This is a genomic window from Bifidobacterium sp. UTCIF-38, from assembly GCF_006454495.1.
Lineage (GTDB): Bacteria > Actinomycetota > Actinomycetes > Actinomycetales > Bifidobacteriaceae > Bifidobacterium > Bifidobacterium callitrichos.
This window is the reverse complement of record NZ_JFAL01000022.1, coordinates 51567-71579: the sequence shown is the minus strand read 5'-3', so window position 1 is coordinate 71579 and position 20013 is coordinate 51567. Positions and strand designations below refer to the sequence as shown.

The window sequence follows — 20013 nt, the reverse complement described above, 5'->3', positions numbered from 1 at the left end:
TTTCCTTAACTCTCGTTCTACTTGAATTACCAGCGGTAGTGAGCGAAGGCCTTGTTAGCCTCTGCCATCTTATGAGTATCCTCGCGACGCTTGACAGAAGCGCCGAGGCCGTTGGAGGCGTCGAGGATCTCGTTGGCGAGGCGCTCGGCCATCGTCTTCTCGCGACGGGCGCGGGAGAAGTCGGTCAGCCAGCGCAGGGACAGGGTGTTGGCGCGGTTCGGCTTGACCTCGACCGGGACCTGGTAGGTGGCGCCACCGACACGGCGGGAACGCACCTCGAGGGACGGACGGATGTTGTCCAGAGCGCGCTTGAGGACGGCGACCGGCTCCTGCTCGGTCTTCTCCTTGACGATGTCAAGAGCGGAGTAGACGATGTCCTCGGCGATCGACTTCTTGCCGTCGAGCAGGATCTTGTTGATCAGCTGCGCCACGACGGTCGAGCCGTAGATCGGATCGGGCAGAACGACGTGCTTCTTAGCGGGTCCTTTACGTGACATATCTCTTACTTCGCCTTCTTTGCTCCGTACAGGGAACGACCCTGCTTGCGGTCCTTGACACCCTGGGTATCGAGCGCGCCGCGCACGATGTGGTAACGAACACCCGGCAGATCCTTCACACGGCCGCCGCGCACGAGCACGATGGAGTGCTCCTGCAGGTTGTGACCCTCGCCCGGGATGTAGGCGGTGACTTCGATGCCGGAGGACAGACGGACACGGGCGACCTTACGCAGTGCCGAGTTCGGCTTCTTCGGGGTGGTGGTGTAGACACGGGTGCACACGCCGCGACGCAGCGGGCTGCCCTTGAGCGCCAAAGTCTTCGACTTCTTCGGCTTCGGCGAACGTCCCTTACGGACGAGCTGTTCGATAGTAGGCAACTTGAATTCTCCGATTCAGTGTTATCTCTTGCTTTCGTGAGGCCCGCGACGCTGTGAACCGCACTCCCCCGACGCGCCCGTATGCGCATCCGAATCGGAAAGTCAGCCACTGCCCACCGGCCCGATGGCCCGCTCATCTCTCGCCGCCGCATTACTGCGCGCGATGCATGCGATTCGCAGGATATCCCAGCCCGCACGCCTGTCACATAAGGCATGCCGCTGGCACACACGAATATCTAGAATACGTTCAAGCTCGACAACGACACGCCGGAGTACCCTTCGGGTGCATACGGCATGCGGCGCACACGCGGCGAATACCCCACACACGGCACACGTGGCCCGCATGCTCTGGAGCAAGACACCTTGTGGATCGGTCCGCGGAAATGAAAAATCCCCGAGGCTTTCGCCTCGGGGATTTGGTGGGGTGGATAACGTGGCTCGAACACGCGACCTTCTGAACCACAATCAGATGCTCTACCAACTGAGCTATATCCACCATGTGGCGTTCTCCTTGACCGGCTTGCGTCGGTGTTGGACAACGAGTGGATACTATACATGAGTTTCCGAGGCTGTCCAACCTCGGCGTGTCGCGCTTGTCCAAGTACACCGAGCGACACGAAAAATGTTCGCTTTCTCTACAAAGACACTGCATCAATGTTCGTTTTTGTTCTATTTCGCCTATACTCAATAATCACTACTCCTGATTAGCTTCAAGCAACATCTACAGCCCTTCTGACCGCGTGTCGATGTTCATTATCAAGGTATACTGCAAGTGAAGGCCGGAGTTTAAGATCGGTCGAGAATTCGGCAGGTCGCAACGAAGCGCAGAACGTCGTAAGACCGCAGGCGCAACGCCTTCGAAATAACTGAATATGGCGATAACGATTCGCGACAAGGCACGGTGAGGTCATACGGCGCAAGCGCCGGGCCGTGCACCCATCCAACGATGTGTACTGTGTGAGCTAAAAACGTCACGCTCCCCCAACGTGGCGACCAGGATGAGGCGAAACGTTCCATCACCTCCTTCCCCCATATCAGGCGGCCCCCGGAATTTTTCCCTTCGGTTCCGGGGGCCGCTTTTTGTCGTCGCCTGTCGTCGTTTGCCGTTCCTTGCCAACCGATCCGGCTCGCGGGCACCGAGGTCGCCTTCCGACGTGCCCCGGGCATAGACTCGTGACCATGCTTTCCTTCGAAAACGACTATTCGCGCGCCGCGCACCCCGCGATCCTCGACGCGCTCGCCCGCATCAACGACAACCTCTACCCCGGATACGGATCCGATCCGATCTGCGAGTCCGCCAAATGCAAGATCCGCACCGCCTGCGGCAAACCGGATGCCGACGTTTGGTTCCTGGTCGGCGGCACGCAGACCAATCAGGTCGTCATCGACGCGATCACCCCCGCCTACGCGGGCGTCGTCACCGTCGCCTCGGGGCATCCGAACGTGCACGAGGCCGGGGCGATCGAATACTCCGGGCACAAGGTGCTCACCCTCCCCCACCACGACGGCAAGATGGACGCCGACGAACTGAACGCGTACTGCGCCACGTTCTATGCGGACGACAACCACGAGCACATGGTCTTCCCCGGATGCGTGTACGTCTCCATCTCCACCGAATACGGCACGATGTACACCAAGGCGGAGCTCGAGCGCCTGGCCGAAGTCGCGCACCGATACGACATGCCGCTCTTCGTCGACGGCGCACGCCTCGGATACGGACTGACCGCGACCGGATGCGACGTGACGCTGCCGGAGCTGGCGGACATCTGCGACGTGTTCTACATCGGCGGCACCAAGGTGGGAGCCATGTTCGGCGAGGCCGTCGTCTTTACCAAGCGCAACACGCCAAAGCATTTCCTGACGATCATCAAGCAGCATGGCGCCCTGCTCGCCAAGGGATTCCTCCTCGGCGTGCAGTTCGACACGCTGTTCACGGACGACCTGTACTTCCGCATCGCACGCAACGCCAATGAGCAGGCCGACCGCATCCGTAAGGCGCTGCGTGACAAGGGCTACACGCTCACCTTCGACGCGCCCACCAATCAGATCTTCGTCACGCTCGACCAGCCCACCATCGACCGGCTGGAACAGCACGTGCGCCTCGGCTTCATGGAGAAGGCCGACGACACGCACACCGTGATGCGCATCTGCACCAGCTGGGCCACCACCGACGAGGAGACCAACGCGCTTATCGCACTGCTGTAGCCGATGCGCCCGCCGTGGCGATCGCCTCGCGCTCCATGTCAACGAACTTGTGGACGGACGCCTCGACGGAGTAGTGCTCGCGCGTATGGACCGCATACCGGTCTCCCCATCGCGCGAGCTCATCGGGATGATCGATCCACCAGTCGATGCGCCGGGCGAGCATCGCCGCGTCACGCACCGGGAAGAGCGACTCATCAAGCAGCGCGAACTGGCTCGCCGCGGACAGTTCCGAGGCGGCGATCACCGGCACGAGACCGCTCGCCATTGCCTCGATCACGCTCACCGACTCGATGTCCGCTATCGAGCAGTGCACGAACAGGTCACATGAGCGCAGCAACGCCGGCATGTCAGCATTACGGTGGAAACCGATGTCGGCCTTGCGCTTGAGCCGGCGGTTCGCACGGAACGTGAGATAGTGCTTGAGCGGCCCTGTGCCGGCGATGATCAGCTGGATGTCGCTGGCGTGCCGGCTCATCGAGATCGCCTTGATCAGCGTGATCTGATCCTTTTCATGCGCGAGACGGCCTGAGGCGACGACGCGGAAGGGCACATGTGCCGGCTCGGATGGGTCTATGGGCTCACGCGCGACGAAGCGTGGCGAATACCCGTTCGAGATCACATGCATGACACCCTTGTAGCCATGCTCGCGTAACAGGCTCGCGGTCATCGCGGTGGGCGTATGGATGTGATCGACGCGCTTGTACAGCCACTGGCGGAACAGCCAGTAGAGGAACTTCTCCATGCCGGGGATATAGCGCAGAGGGCCCGCCGAATACAGCACGTTCTCCGGCTGCAGATGAAATCCGGCCGTCACCGGAATGCCCATCCTCCGGGCGATCTTGGCCGCGCGACGACCGAATTTGAACGGCATGTAGATATGCACGACGTCAACGCCCTGAAAGGCGGTGCGGAAAAGCGTGTCGCTGGGCTGCGCGAACTGCATCTGCTGCTTGGCCGCCACCCAGGACACCAACGGGACCTTGTTCACGTGCGCCGGATACTCCGGCGCCCCGATGCCCACGAGTCGCACGTGATGTCCCTGACGCCGCAGTTCGGCCGCCCATTGCAACGCCGAATTGGAGGTGCCGTTGCCCTGATTGCCTACCGTGTCCACCACCAGCGCGATGGTCAGCGGACGGTCGATGCTTTCCTCGTGCTCTTCCCTGATTTCACGTTCACGCATTGCTCCATGGTACGACTACGTTGATCGTTCGGCATTGTGCATATTGCCGGGGAGTGGTGGGCGAGCCAATGCACGACACGCTCCGGGCCGCTCCGGCCGAGTCTTTACGGTCGCATTGGCTTGCCCACCACTTCCCTCGGTTGTGTCGTTACGCCAGTGCGCACGTGATGAGCGATGCGGCTTCGTAGAGGTCCGCCTCGGGCTTGAGTAGACTGAAGCGGACGTAGCCGTCGGAATGGGGACCGAAGCAGGATCCGGGGATCACGGCGACGCCGGCGTGTTCGAGCAGCCATGCGGTGAATTCTGCGGAAGTGCCGAAGTCCTCCGGGACCCGAGCCCACAGGAACAGGCCGCCATGCACTTCAGCCACGTCGATGCCGGCCTCGGTCAGGCCCTGCGTCAGCACCTGAGCCCGATGACCGTAGACGGCGGCGAGCCGCGCGACCGAATGCAGATCGCTGTTCAGCGCCACGGCTCCGGCCTGTTGGATGACGCTGGGGGCGAGCACAGTGGTCTGACGGTGAACAGCCTTGACGGCGGCGAGGATCCGCGTGTTGCCGGCGATCCATCCGCCGCGCCAGCCGGCGACCATGAACATCTTCGACAGGGATCCAAGTTCGACGGCCACGTCGAGCGCACCCGGAATCTCAAGGATGCTGGGGCTGGGGCCTTGCTCCCTGCCGAATTCGATGCCGGCGTAGGCGAAGTCGTTCATGATCGCGAAGTGATGACGGTGCGCGAGCTCCACGGCCCGCCGATAGAATGCCGGCGTGGCCACGGCGCCGGTGGGGTTGTTCGGATAGTTGAGGATGAGGAGCTTCGCCCGATCCCATAGCGCGGGGTCGACGGCGTCGAGATCGGGCAGATACCCGTGGTCCGGGTCGACGGGAATCGACGTGAAATCGCCCTTCGCAACGGCGGTGGAGCCCTCGTACTGAGGGTAGTACGGGTCCACCGCCACGACGAGATCGTCCTCGTCGACCAGTGCGTCGATCACCGTGGAGATGCCGACGGACGCGCCGGCGACGGCGAGGATCTGCGTTGTCGTGTCGAGGGCGACGCCGTGACGGCTGTCATACCAGTGACGGATCGCGTCGAGATAGACGGGAACGCCGTCGAACTGCGGGTATCGGAAATAGGCGGGGTCGTGCGCGGCGTGGGCGAGCGCATCCTGCATGAACGAGGGCGGGGCTCCGTCCGGATTGCCTTTGGACAGGTCGATGATGCGACGTCCGGCTGCGATCGCCGCGGCCGCGCGGGCGTCGGCCTCGGCGAACGGGTTCGGGGGCAGTCCGGCCGCCCTTCGTGAGATCAGATGCTCGATGAACGACGGCGTGTCACTGCCCATGTTCTTCCCCTCAGACACCCCTTGGCATGTTGACTCTGCTATGACGTTTATGAGTTTGCCCGATCGTGTGTTCCATCGACCGGTGGTTCCACCATACGGCAGGTCATGTTTCATGCTCAAGGGCGCGTCTATACGCGTTGGTTATAACCGGTTACGCGCTGCACTGCGCCATATGTCATATGTCATATGGCGTGTGGATCCCGGGCCGGCCGGACGGTTACGACGTTTTCTATGGGCGATGCGAGAATGTGCACATGACCGATAACGCACAGATTCTCAACGATTCCGTTTCCTCCACGCACGAATCCGGTTCGCAGCGCGTGCTGGGCACTCCGCTCGGCGACCGTCCGACGCGCGTGCTGTTCCTCGGCTCGGGCGAGCTTGGCAAGGAGGTCACGATCGAGCTGATGCGGCTTGGCGCGTGGGTGTGCGCCGCCGATTCGTATGAGGGCGCGCCGGCGCAGCAGGTCGCGCATGAGCATCGCGTATTGGATATGGCGAATGCGGACGAGCTGCGCGCATTGTTCGACGAGGTTCGCCCGGACATCGTCGTGCCGGAGGTCGAGGCGATCGCCACGTCCGAGCTTGCGGATGCGGCCGCCCGTGGCATTCAGGTGGTGCCGAGCGCCGAAATCGCGGCGATCTGCATGGATCGCGAACGTCTGCGCGTGATCGCGCATGAGGAACTGGGGCTCCCCACCACGCCGTATCGTTTCGCCGGCTCGCTGGCCGAACTGCGCGAGGGCGCCGACGAGGTCGGCTATCCGTGCGTGGTCAAGCCGGTGATGAGCTCGTCCGGGCACGGTCAGTCTGTCGTGCGATCGGCCGATGCGATCGGGGCGGCGTGGACGGAGGCGCAGGAGGGCCGTCGCGCGGCCGATGAGGGCGATGTGTCGCGCGTGATCGTCGAGGCGCTGGCGCCGTTGGACTACGAGCTGACCGTGCTGACGGTGTCGTCGTCGGCCGGGATCGTGACGTGCGCGCCGATCGGCCAACGTCAGGAGTCGGGCGATTACCGCGAGTCGTGGCAGCCGGCTTCGGCGACGGACGCAGTGCTCGCCGAGGCCGGACACATCGCACGTGCGGCCGTCGAAGGACTGGTGGCCAAGGCGAGGACGACCGGGGAGACCGGATGGGGCGTGTTCGGCGTGGAGCTGTTCGTGCTGACCGACGGCCGCGTGCTGTTCAACGAGGTCTCCCCCCGCCCGCATGACACGGGCATGGTGACGATGGCCTCGCAGCGCCTGAGCGAATTCGCGCTGCACGCCCGCGCGATTCTCGGTCTGCCGGTCACCAAGGGGCACGTGGCGCTGTCCCTGCCGGCCGGGTCCGTGGCGGCGAGCCACGCGATCGTCGTCGAGGGCGATGGCGAGGCGGAGTTCTCCGGCCTCGCCGAGGCACTGGCCGAGCCGGGCACCGATCTGCGCATCTTCGCCAAGCCCGCGGTGCATGGGCATCGCCGTATGGCGGTCGCGCTGGCGATCGGCGATTCCGAGTCGGATGCGCGCGCAAGGGCCGCGCATGTGGCCGACGCGCTGACGATCGAAGTGCGCTAGACCCCTCTTAAGGCCGAATCGTGACCTTGCATGCCATACCTGCGCTCCATGGCCGATAATGGTTATGGGATGTTTCCCGTCCACAAGGAGGTTTGTCATGATCGATCACATCGGACTGTTCGTCGCCGACGCGAACGAGCGCGCGGAGTTCTACGCCAGGCTGCTGGCCCCGCTGGGCTATGAGAAGAAGCATGAATTCCCGGGTGCGGTGTGCTTCGCCAACGCCGAGGACGGTGACAGCGTGTGGCTGGAGTCGCCGAAGGACGGCAACCCCGTGGTGCCGACCCATGTCGCGTTCCGCGCCAAGAGCGAGGACGCGATCAAGGCGTTCCATGAGGCGGGTCTTGCCGCGGGCGGCGTCGACAACGGCCAGCCCGGACCGCGTCCGAACTACGGGCCGACCTATTATGCCGCGTTCATCCACGACCCGGACGGCAACAACATCGAGGCGATGCTGAGTTGACGCTTGCGTACCGTTGCAGCGAATCGTTCTCAATAACAAACGTGTGAGGATTGACGCGTTGTCAATCGCACATAAAAAAATAAACAAACGCCGGAATCTCAACGATTCCGGCGTTTGTTCGTTTGTGCGCCCATGTGCGGCAGGCTCACACTTTCGTTATTGAGAACGATTCGCTGCAAGCCCCCAATGCTGACGTAGTCAGCGGTGGCCTGGCGCGTGTGTCCGCAAGGCGCACCGAGGGAAGGCGTGCGAAGGCACGTCGACCGAGGAGCAACGCCGCGGACACTCCGCCAGGTCAGTGCTGGCCGTAGACGTTCTGGTAACGGTCGTTGAGCTTATCGATGTCCTCCTGCGGGATCTCGATGATCTCACCGAGCTGACGCGCCGCCCACATCGTGTGCGCCACCTCCTCGGTCATCGCCGCCGCCTTCACCGCGGCCTCAGCATCCTTGCCGATCGTGAACGGACCATGATTCTGCATCAGCACAGCCGGAGACTTCGGATACTTCGCCAGCGTCTCCACCACGCCCTTGCCGATCGCCTCGGAGCCGATCAGACGGAACGGACCCACCGGCACCGGGCCGCCGAACTCGTCACCCATCATCGTCAGACCACACGGAATGTTCTGACCCGTCGCCGCCCACGCCGTCGCATAAGTGGAATGCGTGTGCACCACACCATACACGCCCGGCATGTTGCGATAGATGTACGCATGCGACGCCGTATCCGAACTCGGCGCCTCGGAGCCGTCGACCACGTTGCCCTCGAGATCGGTGACGACCATCGAGTTCGGCGTCAGGTTCTCATAACGCACGCCGGACGGCTTGATCACCATCAGGTCCGCCGTGTGCAGACGCTGCGACACGTTACCGGCCGTCCACACGACCAGATTCCACTTGATCAGCTGCTGGTGCAGATTCGAGACCACCTCACGCACCTGCTTGACCTCGGCACGCACCTCCGGACCATAATCAGCCAAAGTAGCCATAATCGGATTTCCTTTCCACTGTTTGAATTGACGAATGTCTTTCCACTTTTGCTTGCCAGACCCGCTTCCCGGGCCAGCTTCCCTGACAAGGGGAGCCAAGTTGGTGACCCTTACGCGGCACGGCGCAGGACGGGTTCCTGGGTGATGCCGACCTTGTCGAAGAGGTAGTCGAAGTACTCCTTGGCCTTTTTGACCTCGGCGATCGGATCGTCGGCCTTGCTGGTCCACATCTCGACCGTGTAGCTGCCGTTGTAGCCGAGCCGGTTGAACAGGCGCAGCACGGCCTCGAAGTCGACGGTGCCGTCGCCGAACGGGACCTCCTTGAACTGTCCGGGGAAGTCGGGGGTGACCGGCTTGGTGTCCTTCAGGTGCACGGCGACGATGTTGTCGATGTTTGATTCGATCTCGTGCGCGACGTCGTTCTCCGGCCATGCGGTGAGGTTGCCGACGTCCGGGTAGGCCTGGAGGAACGGGCTGTGGATCTGGGTCTTGAGGTAGTCGACCTTGCTCAGCGAGTTGAGGAACGGGTCGTCCATGGTCTCGATGGAGAGCATGACCATCTTCTTGGCGGCCATTTCGACGCAGGTGCGCAGGTTCTCGACGAACCATTCGCGGCTCGACTCGGTTTTCGGCTCGTAGTACACGTCGTATCCGGCCATCTGGATGTTGCGCACGCCGAGGTCGACGGCCAGATCGATGGCCTTGGCCATCATGTCGAGGGCCTTGGCACGCACGGCCGGATCGGCCGATCCGAGCGGGAAGCGGCGGTGTCCGGAGAGCATCAGGGTGTTGATGCGACTGCCGGTCTTCCACATGGCGTTGCGGAAGAGCTCGCGCTCCGATTCGTTCCAGTCGAGTCGGGCGAGGCGTTCATCGCTTTCGTCGATGGAGAACTCAAGGAAGTTGAAGCCCAGATCGTGGACGAGATCGAAGGTCTCCTCCCATGTCAGGCCCGTGGGCAGGGCCTTTTCGTAGATGCCTACGGCGTTGACGGTCATGATGCGTCCTTTTGGAAAAATGGGAATAACGGGGAATAAATCAGGGAAACCAGAAGCGGAAATCAGGGCCTCGGATCAGAGCGACTCGAGGTTCTTGCCCTTGGTCTCGCGAGCGAACAGGTAGATGATCGCGCCGACCACGAGGCAGCATCCGAAGAAGGTGAAGGCCGTGGTGATGACGTTCAGGCTGATGTTCTGGGAGACGGCGCTGCCGCCGACGAGCACGCCCATCAGGGAGGGGCCGACGATCTTGGCGATCGCGCCGAGGCCGTAGCCCAGACCGATGCCGGTGGAGCGCACCTCGTTGGAGAACTGCTCGGATCCGAAGGCGTTGATGATGCCGAACACGCCGTCGGCGAACATCATGATGATGAGCACCTCGACGTAGAACGCCCAGCCGGAGTCGTGGAAGAGCGCTGCGGCGAAGCAGGCGGCGGCGCCGATCATGCCGTACATGAACATCGTCCAGCGGCGGCCGATGCGGTCGGCGAGCCATGCGGAGCCGAATCGTCCGAGGCAGTCGGCGACGGCCACGCCCATGAACAGGTAGGCGACCATCTGGGTGTCGAATCCGAATGCGTCCTTGAGCAGCGTCTGCCCCCAGGACTGGATGGCGAAGCTGCCGAGGATGAAGCAGAACGAGCCGAGCGAGACGATGACGAGCGGACGCATGTGATGCGCGAACAGTTCGCCGTAGGACGCCTTCCTCTCGACCTTGACCTCCGGCAGTTCACCGACCTCGTCCTCGGGGATGTCCATCGCCCAGGCGAGCGACTTGCGCGCCTCGTCATTGCGCCCCTTGAGCAGATAGAAACGCGGGGATTCGGGAACGAAGTGGATCCAGACGAGCAGGAGCACGGACACAAGGCTCAGCGAGACGAGCACACGCCAGTTGTCGCCGACGATGCGCTGGCAGATCGATCCGAGCAGCAGACCCATCGGGATGAACACCGAGGCGAGGCCGGCGAGCAGACCTCGCTGCTTGGATGGCACGAACTCCTGCACGTACGGGATGGAGGTGATGTTGAGGCCGCCCACACCCATGCCGACGCCGACACGGCAGATCGCATACAGGTACCACGCGCCGTTCGGGATGAACAGGGTGAGCACCGTGAACACGAGGAAGAAGATCACGCACCAGCGGAAGGAGCCGCGCCGGCCGATGCGGTCGGACATGCGTCCCCACAGGATCGATCCGGCCACGGTCCCGAGCCCCGTGCAGGAGGTGATGATGCCGGCCTGTACGCCAGTCAGGTTCCAAGCTCCGGTCAGCAGGGCGATCACGAAGCCGACCATGAAGATGTCGAAGAACTCGGCGATGTTGCCGACGACGGCGAGCGCGACGAGGCTTTTCTGATGCCCGGTGAGGGGGCGGGAGTCGATCTGCTCGTATGCGGTGACGATCGGCGCGGCGGCGGCCGACGATGCGGTGGAGGTTGGTGAGGTCATGACGTTCAACGCTCCCCGGCCGTCAGCGGTCGATGTCGGTGCCGAGCGGGATGTCGAGCTCGCCGGGGCGCACGCGGGTCAGATCGCCCTTGTGCGTCAGGGCCACCTTGGAGGCGTACTGGCCCCACTTGACGCCTTCGCGGATGTCACCGGACAGATAGCCGTGGATGGTGGCGGAGACGAAGGAGTCGCCGGCGCCGGGGCGGTCGATGACGTTCACCGGGGTGGTGCGGTAGGGGTAGAAGCCCTCGCGGCCGCGCAGGTAGGGGCCTTCGGTATGGTTGGTGGAGACGATGTACTTGCAGCCGAAGCGGTTCTGCAGTTCGGCGGTGACCTCCTCGGGGGTGCCGGTGATGCCGAACACCTTCTCGGCGTCGGCGATGGAGCAGAACAGGACGCTCGCCTGCCTGGCGATGGGCTCGAGGACCTCGCGGGCCTTCTCACCGCTCCACAGCTTGCGGCGGAAGTTCACGTCGAGGATGACCTCGACGCCACGCTTGACGGCCTCGTCGGCGGCGTAGCGCACGACTTCGGCGGTGGTGTCGGTCAGGGCGGCGGTGATGCCGGTCAGGAAGATGACCTTGGTGTCGAGGATCTCGTCCCAGTCGTAGTCGTCGATGCCGGTGGCGCGGAAGGTGGTCCATTCGCGGTCGTAGATGACGTTGGCGGGCATCGGGTATTCGCCGGGCTCCATGAAGTACAGGGCGGTGCGGCCGCCGGGGCGGCGGACCATGGTGTCCATGTGGACGCCGACGGAACGGTATTCGGCGAGGATGTAATCGCCGAGGTCGCCTTCGGGCAGGGAGCTGGTCCACAGGGTCTCGCGTCCGAGCTGGGAGAGCAGGCCGGCGACGTTGGCCTCGGAGCAGGCGGGGTTCATGTGGACGGAGCGGGTGAACATCAGTCGTTCGCCGCGTCCGACGGTGAGGCGGATCTGGCCTTCGCCGATGGTGGAGAGATCGTACTTGGGTGACTTGGCGGCGTTAGCGGTCATGTCGCACTTCCTTGTGTCTATAATCGGGTTGGAAATTCTTGGGATTGTTCGAAAATGTCGGGAGTTTCGTGAGGGACATCCCCGGGCTAGGGGGATGTCCCTTTTCCATTGGAGGGCGGCCCCGGTATCCCGCGGCGGCCTTACTCGGGCCACACCTCGTTGATGGTGGTCTTGAGTTCGGTGGCGGCGGCGAGCGGATCCTCGGCCTTGACGATGCCGCGGCCGGAGATGATCACGCCGACCGGAGCGCCTTGGAAGAACGGGATGTCCTTGACGTTCACGCCACCGGTGACGGTGACGGTGAAGCCCATGGCGTGCAGCTCCTTGATGCGCTCGATGTCGTTCGGCCCCCACTTGAGGGTGCCGGCGACCTCGGCGTCGCGCGAGCGGTGGACGATGACGTGCTTGGCGCCGAGTTCCTTCCACTTGCGCGCCTTGTCGGCGTCGTAGTCCTCGCCGAGCTCGATCTGCACCTCGCCGCCGAACTCGTCGGCGACCTTGACGACCTGCTCGACGGTGGTCAGGGAGGCCCCGGCCACGACCGACACCCAGTTGGCGCCGGCCTCGAAGCAGTTGCGGGCGATCAGGGCGCCGGCCTCGGCGATGCGCACGTCGGCCAGGATCGTCTTGTCCGGGTAGAGGGCGCGGATCTCACGCACGGCCTTGAGGCCTTCGGCGATGATGAGGATCGTGCCGCATTCGATGACGTCGATCTGGCTGATGGCCTTGTTGAGGGGCCTCAGGGCGCTCGGCATGTCGGTGGTGTCGAGTGCGATCTGCAGACGCGGACGCTGGAGTTTCGTTTCGGTTGCCTCGGCCATCGTGGATCAGCCCTCCTTCTTGAAGGTGAAGAACTCCTGGGCGTTCTTCATGAGCAGCTTCTCGATGTACTCGCGGTCGAAGCCCTCGTCGACCATGCGCGGGCCGTCGACGGCCGGGTTGTAGTCGACGCCGGAGGTGGCGCCGTACGCCTTCTGGTAGCCGCGCTTGCCGGAGTCGGTGCCGAGCAGGATGCGGTCGGCGAAGCCGTCCTCGTAGAAGGCCTTGAGCTCCATCATGCGGTTGGAATCGGGCTGGTACTTGATGCGGTTGGTGCCGTCGATCTCGAGGTAGACGCCGAGCTTCAAAATCTGCTCGAGGTAGTACACGTCGGCGTTGCGCTGGATGTGGCCGATGGCGATCTGGTTGGCCGGCACGCCCAGCTCGAGGAAGCCCTCGGCCTGCTCGAGGCCGCAGGTGCCGTAGGTGGTGTGCGTGTTGATCGGGCAGCCGGTCTCGATGGCGGCGATGGCGGCGGCCTCCATGCACTTGCGCTCGAACTTGGTGATCTTGCCGTACGCGGTGCCGACCTTAATGACGCCGGCCTTGTACGGGGTGCGCTCGACGATCGGGCCGGAGTAGTCGTTCTTGTCGATGCCCTCGCGGATGTCGGCGATGACCAGTTCGGCGACCTTGTCGACGTCGTAGCGGTTGATCCAGTGGGACTGGGTCTCGAGGTAGACGTGCTCGCGGTGGAAGCCGGTGGCGGCGATGACCTGCAGGCCGTCGACGGCCTTGGTGACCTCGGCCAGCTTGTTCAGGTCGCGGCCGCAGTTGATCGGGCACATGTCGACGACGGTGCCGCCGTTCGGGCTCCACTTCTTGGAGGCCTCGGCGAAGTAGCCGCCCTCCTCGATGGCCTTCTCGACGGAGTCGAGCTGGTGGTCGCCGTCAATGTAGACCTCGCCGGCGCCGACGCGGATCAGGTGGTCGTGGCAGTCCACCACGCCGAGGGTGCTGGGATCGACGTCTCCGAAGATCGTACGTGCGAATGCCATGGTTGTACTCCTTTGTTGCTTTGTGTTGTGGTCTGCTGCGGTGTCTTCCGCTGTGAGGCACCGGTTCTTCTCGCCTTGGGTTTCCCCTTGGTTCGGCTGACGGTTATCAATCTATGTGCGACACGCCAGAATAACCATGACACCAATGAACAGATGTTCATAGACACAATCGTTCATCCATACAAGCAACCAACAAATACTGGAATCGCAAGGAAAAACAACTCAAATATCATCTTGCCCAATCCATGCTATTGGAGCTAACATGAACATATGTTCAACGATGACGTCATGATGGCGACTTCCACCTCCCGCAAGCACATCGATCTGATGCTCAAGGTGGCCCGCGCCTACTATCTGGACGACAAGACCCAGTCCGAAATCGCCAAGGAGATCGGCTACTCCCGGCCGACCGTCTCCCGACTGCTCAAGGAGTCGCGTGAAAGCGGCATCGTGCACATCACGATCGGGCACACGCTCGAACGCATGCGCTCCCTAGAGGATGGGCTCAAACGCAGGTACGGCCTGAGGCACGCGCGCGTGGCCGAGGTGCGGCCCGGCGAGGACCCGAGAACGATCGTGCCCCGCTACGCGGCCGCGCTGTTCGCCGAGACGTGCGCTCCCGACTCGCTGATCACCGTGTCGAACGGCAATGCGGTGGCCGCCACCGTGCGTGAGGTACCGGTGTGCGACTGGCCCAAATCGAACGTCGCGCAGATGCTCGGCACCCTGAGCCCCGACAATCCGATGACCGACTCCCCCGATATCTGCCGCATGCTCGCCCAGCGCATCGGCGGCACGTTCACGATACTGCCCGCGCCGATGATCCTGTCGAGTCCGGAGCTTGCCCGCGCGATGCGTCAGGAACCGCAGATCGCGACCGCGCTGGCTTTGGGCGGCGGCGCGGACGTGGCGATCGTCGGCGTCGGCGCGGTCACCACGGAACGCTCCGGGCATATCTTCGACGCATACATCGACCAGCGCAAGGCGGCAGACCTGCACGCCCACGGCGTGGTCGGCCACATCTGCGGCCACCACATCGACGCGCAGGGGCGGCACGTCACGACCGACCTGTGCGAGCGGACGATCTCGATCGACATCGAATGCCTCCACCGCATCCCGCTGGTCATCGGCGTGGCATGGGGATCGGTCAAGACGCCGGCCATCCGCGCGTGCCTGATCGGAGGGCTCATCTCCGCGCTCGTCACCGACCAGTCGACGGCCGAGGCGCTGCTCGCGTAAGCCCGCGGCGCACCCCCCGCAGTGTCACCGCCGATTGCTACCCTTTTACCGTTAGTTCACCCAGAAATGCCGCTTCACAAGCACGATTTGGAAGGCGATAATGGAAAAACTGGACATGCTCTACCAGGGCAAAGCCAAGAAGATGTACGCGACCGATGACCCGGATGTGCTCTGGGTCAAATACATGAACCAGGCGACTGCGTTCAACGGCGAGAAGAAGGAACAGATCGCCGGCAAGGGCAACCTGAACAACCACATCACCTCCGTCATCTTCGACCTGCTCAAGGCCCGCGGAGTGGACAGCCACTTCATCAAGCGCATTTCCGACACCGAGCAGCTGGTGAAGAAGATGGACATGTTCCCGCTCGAGATCATCATGCGCAACACCGCCGCCGGTTCCTTCGCCAAGCGCTACGGCGTCGAAGAGGGCACCCCGCTCAAGAAGCCGATCCTCGAGTTCTGCCTGAAGTCCGATCCGCTGAACGACCCGTTCATCAACGACGACGGCATCGTGGCGCTGGGACTGGCCACCGAGGAGGAGCTCGCCGAGATCTCCCGCATCGCCCGCGCCGTGAACGATGGCCTCAAGGACATCTTCTCCAAGATCGACGTCCAGCTCGTGGACTTCAAGATCGAGGAGGGCAAGACCTCCGACGGCACCATCCTGCTCGCCGACGAGATCACCCCGGACACCTGCCGCCTGTGGGATCTCAAGGACAAGAGCGGCAAGATCGAGCACCTCGACAAGGATCTGTTCCGCCGCGATCTGGGCAACATCATCCCCGCGTACGAGGAGATCTACGGTCGCCTGCTCAAGCTGGCCGAGGCCGAGGGCATCGAACGCGCCGAGTGACCCGTACACTGGCTCCCGTTGATGGAATCGTCACGCCTTGCAGGGCGTACGGGTCCGACGACGGGAGCCAGTTTCGATTGCGCACAGAACCCCTTACGGTTCTTCCATCTTCGCAACACTGTTTTCGAGTAACTTTCAGTGGAAAGGAATCCCATGGTTTTCCGCGTGTACGTGGAGAAGAAGCCCGGCTTCGACGTCGAGGCCCAGCAGCTGGACACCGAGCTCAAAACCATTCTCGGCATCGCCGGCCTCAAGCGGATCCGCATCGTCAACCGTTATGACGTGGAGGGCATCGACAAGGCCCTGTTCGACAAGGTCACGCCCACCGTGTTCAGCGAGCCGCAGGTCGATGACGTGTACGCCGACCTGCCGGACTTCGGCAAGGCCTCGGTGTTCGCCACCGAGTTCCTGCCCGGCCAGTTCGACCAGCGCGCCGACTCCGCCGCCGAATGCATTCAGCTGATCTCGCAGGGCGAGCGCCCGACCGTGCGTTCCGCGAAGCTGTACGCCCTCGAGGGCGATCTGACGGACGCGGACGTCGAGGCGATCAAGCGCTACGTCATCAACCCGGTCGAGGCGCGCGAGGCAGATCTCGGCGTCAAGGAGACGCTGAAGACCAAGGTGCCCACCCCGGGCAAGGTCGAGGTCATCGCCGGATTCAACGAGATGGACGCCGAGGCCGGACAGCACTTCATCGACGAGCGCGGACTCGCCATGGATCTGGCCGATCTCGAGTTCTGCCAGAAGTACTTCGCCGAGGAGGGCCGCGAGCCCACGATCACCGAGATCAAGGTGATCGACACCTACTGGTCCGACCACTGCCGCCACACCACGTTCGGCACCCGCCTGACCGACGTCGCGATCGACGACGATATGGTTAGGAACGCGTTCGAGCGCTATCTGGAGCTGCGCCGCGAGCTCGGCCGCGAGAACAAGCCCGTGTGCCTGATGGACATGGGCACGATCGGCGCGAAATGGCTCAGGAAGAACGGAATCCTCACCGGCCTCGACGAAAGCGAGGAGATCAACGCCTGCACCGTCAAGGTGAAGGTCGACGTCAACGGCGAGATGCAGGACTGGCTGTTCCTGTTCAAGAACGAGACGCACAACCACCCCACGGAGATCGAACCGTTCGGTGGCGCGGCCACCTGCATCGGCGGCTGCATCCGCGATCCTCTGTCCGGCCGCTCCTACGTGTATCAGGCGATGCGCGTGACCGGCGCCGCCGATCCGACCGTACCGGTCTCCGAAACGCTCGAGGGCAAGCTCCCCCAGCGAAAGCTCGTGACGACCGCCGCCGCCGGATACTCGTCCTACGGCAACCAGATCGGACTGGCCACCGGCCAAGTCAACGAGATCTATCACCCGGGCTACGTGGCCAAGCGCATGGAGGTGGGTGCGGTCGTGGCCGCCACCCCGGCCGACCACGTCCGCCGCGAAACCCCCGCCCCCGGCGACAGGATCATCCTCTTGGGCGGCCGTACCGGCCGTGACGGCATCGGTGGTGCGACCGGCGCCTCGAAGGCGCACAACGTCGAATCGCTCGAGCTCGACGGCGCCGAGGTGCAGAAGGGCAACGCGCCGGTCGAGCGCAAGCTGCAGCGTCTGTTCCGCCGCGGCGATGCCTGCCGTCTGATCAAGCGCTGCAACGACTTCGGCGCCGGCGGCGTGTCCGTGGCGGTCGGCGAGCTGGCCGACGGCCTGTACGTGGACCTCAACACCGTGCCGAAGAAGTACGAGGGTCTCGACGGCACCGAGCTGGCCATCTCCGAATCGCAGGAGCGCATGGCCGTCGACGTCGCGGCCGAGGACGTCGACGAGTTCCTGGGCTACGCCCGTGAGGAGAACCTCGAGGCGACGGTGATCGCCACCGTCACCGAGGATCCGCGCATGGTGATGACCTGGAACGGCGACGAGATCGTCAACCTCAAGCGCGAGTTCCTCGCCTCCAATGGCGCTCCGAAGCATCAGGCCGTGCACGTCGAGGCGCAGCAGGCGTACGAGGTGCCGGCCGCATGGCGCTCCGGCTCGCTCAACGAGCGCATGCATGCCCTGGTGACCGACCTCAACGTGGCGTCCAACAAGGGCCTGTCCGAGCGCTTCGACTCGACGATCGGCGCGGGCACCGTGCTCATGCCGTTCGGCGGCACGAGGCAGCTCACCCCGAACGAGGCGATGGTCGCCAAGTTCCCGGTGTTCGGCGAGACCACCACCGCCTCGGCGATGGCATGGGGCTTCAACCCGTACATCATGGAGAGGAACCAGTTCACCGGCGCATACCTGTCCGTCGTCGAATCGCTCGCCAAGCTGGTCGCCGCAGGCTTCGAGCATGAGAAGGCATACCTGAGCTTCCAGGAGTACTTCGAGAAGCTGCGTGACGAGCCGGAGCGCTGGGGCAAGCCGACGGCCGCCGTGCTGGGTGCCCTGATGGCGCAGATCGACCTCGGCGCCGGCGCGATCGGCGGCAAGGACTCCATGTCCGGCTCGTTCGAGGCGCTCGACGTGCCGCCGACGCTGATCTCCTTCGCCGTGGCCGTGGGCAACATGAAGCGCGCCACCTCCCCCGAGTTCAAGGGCGCCGGACACCGCGTCGTGCGCATCGCGCCGCGCTACCTCGCCGACGGTCTGACGCCGGACAAGGACTCCCTGCTCGACGCGTTCGGGCTGATCGAGGAGCTCACCGACTTCGGCACCGTGCTGGCCGTGTCCACGCCGGGCTATGGCGGCACCGCCGAGGCGCTGTTCAAGATGACGGTGGGCAACGGCATCGGCCTGACCCTGAACGACGACATCGCGATCGACGACCTGTTCGCTCCGGCGTACGGCTCGTTCATCGTCGAGCTCAAGGACAACGAGAAGATCCCGGCCGTCTCCAACCTCGTCGAGGTGGGCGAGATCGGCGTGACCTCCTCCGCGTACGAGTTCGTCGCCGGCGGCGAGGCCATCGACCTCGCCGAACTGCAGAACGCGTGGGAGGGCGGCATCGAATCCGTGTTCCCGTACCGTTCCTACGGTGCCGAGAAGGGCGAGACCGTCGAGACGGTCGACTTCCACGTGGCGGATCATGAGGCCGACGGCGCGAAGAAGACCGTGTACACGGGTGCCGGCGTGGCCAAGCCGCGCGTGATCATCCCCGTGTTCCCCGGCAACAACTGCGAGTATGACTCCGCGGCCGCGTTCGAACGCGCCGGCGCCGAGGTCTCGACGCTGATCGTCAACAACCTGACGCCCGAGGCCGTGGCCGAATCCACCGCCAAGCTGGTCGAGGAGATCAACAAGAGCCAGATCGTGATGATCCCGGGCGGCTTCTCCGGCGGCGACGAGCCGGACGGCTCCGCCAAGTTCATCACCGCGTTCTTCCGCGCCCCGGCCGTCACCGAGGCGGTGCGCGACCTGCTGAAGAACCGCGACGGCCTGATGCTGGGCATCTGCAACGGCTTCCAGGCGCTCATCAAGCTGGGTCTGGTGCCGTTCGGCGACATCGTCGACATGAACGCCGACTGCCCGACGCTGACGTTCAACACGATCGGCCGTCACCAGAGCCGTCTCGTGCGCACGCGCGTGGCCTCCGACCTGTCCCCGTGGCTCGCGAAGACCTCGGTCGGCGACGTGCACACGGTCGCCATTTCTCACGGCGAGGGCCGTTTCGTCGCCTCCGACGAGGTGCTGGCGCGGCTCAGGGCCAACGGCCAGATCGCCACGCAGTACGTGGACGAGTCCGGCGTGCCCGGCATGGATCTCGCGGTGAACCCGAACGGCTCGATGCTCGCGATCGAGGGCATCACCAGCCCGGACGGCCGCGTGTTCGGCAAGATGGGTCACTCGGAGCGCTCCGGCAGCGGTCTGTACGTCAACGTCCCCGGCGACAAGTACCAGCCGATCTTCGAGGCCGGCGTCGAATACTTCGCCGCCTGAGGCCACCGATAATCGACGCATGACATAAGAGGCCGGTTTCCGCCAGATGACACATCATTCTGGCGGAAACCGGCCTCTTATTCGCTCATCCGCGTCCGTTCGCTCATAGAACACGCCGCGACTGGCGGAGG

16 protein-coding genes and 1 tRNA gene are annotated in these 20013 nt (G+C 63.8%); 6 read left to right on the top strand and 11 right to left on the bottom strand.

The genetic code is table 11. The annotated features are described in order from the left end of the window. Positions 1-26: 26 nt before the first annotated feature. The 3 genes from rpsG to BW11_RS07550 form a co-directional block, all read right to left on the bottom strand. The gene (gene rpsG, locus BW11_RS07560; protein ID WP_043167139.1) at positions 27-497 is read right to left on the bottom strand and encodes a 30S ribosomal protein S7; all 471 of its coding nucleotides are present in this window, start codon (positions 495-497) and stop codon (positions 27-29) included. A 5-nt stretch (positions 498-502) separates the two neighbouring features. Then, on the bottom strand, positions 503-874 hold the full coding sequence (rpsL, locus tag BW11_RS07555) for a 30S ribosomal protein S12 (protein ID WP_003825774.1): 372 nt from the start codon (positions 872-874) through the stop codon (positions 503-505). A 420-nt stretch (positions 875-1294) separates the two neighbouring features. Further along, positions 1295-1370: transfer RNA gene (locus BW11_RS07550), tRNA-His, on the bottom strand. 683 nt (positions 1371-2053) lie between these two features. Between BW11_RS07550 and BW11_RS07545 the strand changes: the two genes are divergently transcribed. Beyond that, positions 2054-3079 (top strand): low specificity L-threonine aldolase, encoded by a 1026-nt coding sequence (locus BW11_RS07545; protein WP_140445124.1) that lies wholly within the window; start codon positions 2054-2056, stop codon positions 3077-3079. On the opposite strand, the gene BW11_RS07540 is transcribed toward BW11_RS07545, so the two are convergent. Then, positions 3063-4262, bottom strand: coding sequence for a glycosyltransferase (locus tag BW11_RS07540; protein WP_140445125.1), 1200 nt, complete (start codon positions 4260-4262; stop codon positions 3063-3065). The two genes, BW11_RS07545 and BW11_RS07540, sit on opposite strands and share 17 nt — an antisense overlap. Before the next feature lie 148 nt (positions 4263-4410). Further along, positions 4411-5610, bottom strand: coding sequence for a pyridoxal phosphate-dependent aminotransferase (locus tag BW11_RS07535; protein WP_140445126.1), 1200 nt, complete (start codon positions 5608-5610; stop codon positions 4411-4413). Between the two features lie 254 nt (positions 5611-5864). On the opposite strand from BW11_RS07535, the gene purT reads away from it, so the two are divergent. Further along, complete coding sequence (purT, locus tag BW11_RS07530; protein WP_181162535.1) at positions 5865-7166, top strand: formate-dependent phosphoribosylglycinamide formyltransferase; 1302 nt, start codon at positions 5865-5867, stop codon at positions 7164-7166. Positions 7167-7263: 97 nt separating this feature from the next. Beyond that, positions 7264-7629: a VOC family protein gene (locus BW11_RS07525; protein WP_140445128.1), complete on the top strand. Its 366-nt coding sequence runs from the start codon at positions 7264-7266 to the stop codon at positions 7627-7629. Positions 7630-7924: 295 nt separating this feature from the next. Here BW11_RS07525 and BW11_RS07520 read toward each other — a convergent pair whose 3' ends face one another. The 6 genes from BW11_RS07520 to BW11_RS07495 form a co-directional block, all read right to left on the bottom strand. Then, entirely contained in the window at positions 7925-8617 is a 693-nt protein-coding gene (locus tag BW11_RS07520; protein WP_043260022.1) for an L-ribulose-5-phosphate 4-epimerase, read from the bottom strand. Between the two features lie 110 nt (positions 8618-8727). Beyond that, the gene (locus tag BW11_RS07515) at positions 8728-9615 is read right to left on the bottom strand and encodes an L-ribulose-5-phosphate 3-epimerase (RefSeq protein WP_107043838.1); all 888 of its coding nucleotides are present in this window, start codon (positions 9613-9615) and stop codon (positions 8728-8730) included. A gap of 75 nt (positions 9616-9690) precedes the next feature. Further along, positions 9691-11064: an MFS transporter gene (locus BW11_RS07510; RefSeq protein WP_140445129.1), complete on the bottom strand. Its 1374-nt coding sequence runs from the start codon at positions 11062-11064 to the stop codon at positions 9691-9693. A 22-nt stretch (positions 11065-11086) separates the two neighbouring features. Further along, on the bottom strand, positions 11087-12058 hold the full coding sequence (locus tag BW11_RS07505) for a sugar kinase (RefSeq protein WP_107041165.1): 972 nt from the start codon (positions 12056-12058) through the stop codon (positions 11087-11089). Between the two features lie 140 nt (positions 12059-12198). Beyond that, the gene (locus BW11_RS07500) at positions 12199-12879 is read right to left on the bottom strand and encodes a 3-keto-L-gulonate-6-phosphate decarboxylase UlaD (protein WP_140445130.1); all 681 of its coding nucleotides are present in this window, start codon (positions 12877-12879) and stop codon (positions 12199-12201) included. A 6-nt stretch (positions 12880-12885) separates the two neighbouring features. Beyond that, positions 12886-13875 (bottom strand): phosphotriesterase, encoded by a 990-nt coding sequence (locus tag BW11_RS07495; RefSeq protein WP_043167105.1) that lies wholly within the window; start codon positions 13873-13875, stop codon positions 12886-12888. A gap of 270 nt (positions 13876-14145) precedes the next feature. Here BW11_RS07495 and BW11_RS07490 point away from each other — a divergent pair, with 270 nt between their 5' ends. From BW11_RS07490 to BW11_RS07480, 3 genes are all read left to right on the top strand, one after another. Continuing rightward, positions 14146-15114 carry a sugar-binding transcriptional regulator gene (locus tag BW11_RS07490; RefSeq protein ID WP_140445131.1) on the top strand — a complete coding sequence of 323 codons (969 nt, stop codon included), beginning with the start codon at positions 14146-14148 and terminating at the stop codon, positions 15112-15114. 100 nt (positions 15115-15214) lie between these two features. Then, positions 15215-15967, top strand: a complete 753-nt coding sequence (gene purC, locus BW11_RS07485; protein WP_140445132.1) for a phosphoribosylaminoimidazolesuccinocarboxamide synthase — start codon at positions 15215-15217, stop codon at positions 15965-15967. A 153-nt stretch (positions 15968-16120) separates the two neighbouring features. Then, positions 16121-19882 (top strand): phosphoribosylformylglycinamidine synthase, encoded by a 3762-nt coding sequence (locus tag BW11_RS07480; RefSeq protein ID WP_140445133.1) that lies wholly within the window; start codon positions 16121-16123, stop codon positions 19880-19882. The last annotated feature ends 131 nt before the right edge of the window (positions 19883-20013 follow it).